The sequence below is a fragment of the Rhodococcus sp. 1168 genome, assembly GCF_002091955.1.
In the GTDB taxonomy this organism is placed as follows: domain Bacteria; phylum Actinomycetota; class Actinomycetes; order Mycobacteriales; family Mycobacteriaceae; genus Rhodococcoides.
The window spans coordinates 1-711 of the sequence record NZ_MKKY01000007.1; the positions used below are offsets into that span (position 1 = coordinate 1).

Here is a 711-nt window from a genome sequence, read left to right on the forward strand (position 1 = left end):
ACATTCCCGGCCGGCCGATCTTCGACACCCACACCCTCCTTCAACTGCACTGTTGCGCTGACCCTTTGATTCTAAGTCGGTTTTCTTCGCGGCGGAGCGGGCCGCAACAGCAAGTGATCATCGACTACATCGAAAACAACAAACAGGAGTACTTCCGTTGTGCCGATCTGCAGGGTGCTTACCGAGCACGGCTGCCCGATCGCGTCGTCCACCTACTACGAGGCCCGCAGCCGTGCAGCATCGAAACGAGCGGTACGCGATGAACAGCTGAAGGCCTAGATCAGTCGGGTTCACGACCAGAACTACTCGGTCTACGGCGCACTCAAAGTCTGGCTGCAATTACGACGAGAGGACATCGACGTGGCCCGCTGCACTGTCGAACGACTGATGAGCACCCTCAGTCTCGAAGGAGCCGGACGTGGCAAGAAGAAGCGCACCACCATCGCAGATCCATAGGCGCAGCGGGCGGACGGTCTGGTGCAACGAACGTTCAACCCGATCAGCCCAAATATTTTGTGGATAGCAGACTTTACGTATTTTTCGACGTGGTCCGGGTGGGTGGGGGCACCGCCCTGCATGGAGTGCTTGGGGGAGACGTGGCATTCGTGATCGACGCCTACTCGCGCCGAATACTCGGATGGAGGACTTCTGAGGCTCCCCCCGGATGGTGGACACCGAGATAGCGGGATCGATGGTTCCGCTGGAAGGATG

The 711-nt window shown here is 58.8% G+C and carries 1 pseudogene; it reads left to right on the forward strand.

Features of this window, described 5'->3' with window-relative positions:
* Positions 1 to 115 precede the first annotated feature (115 nt).
* A pseudogene (locus tag BJI47_RS24350) lies at positions 116 to 650 on the forward strand (IS3 family transposase); the annotation flags it as partial.
* Between the last annotated feature and the right edge of the window lie 61 nt (positions 651 to 711).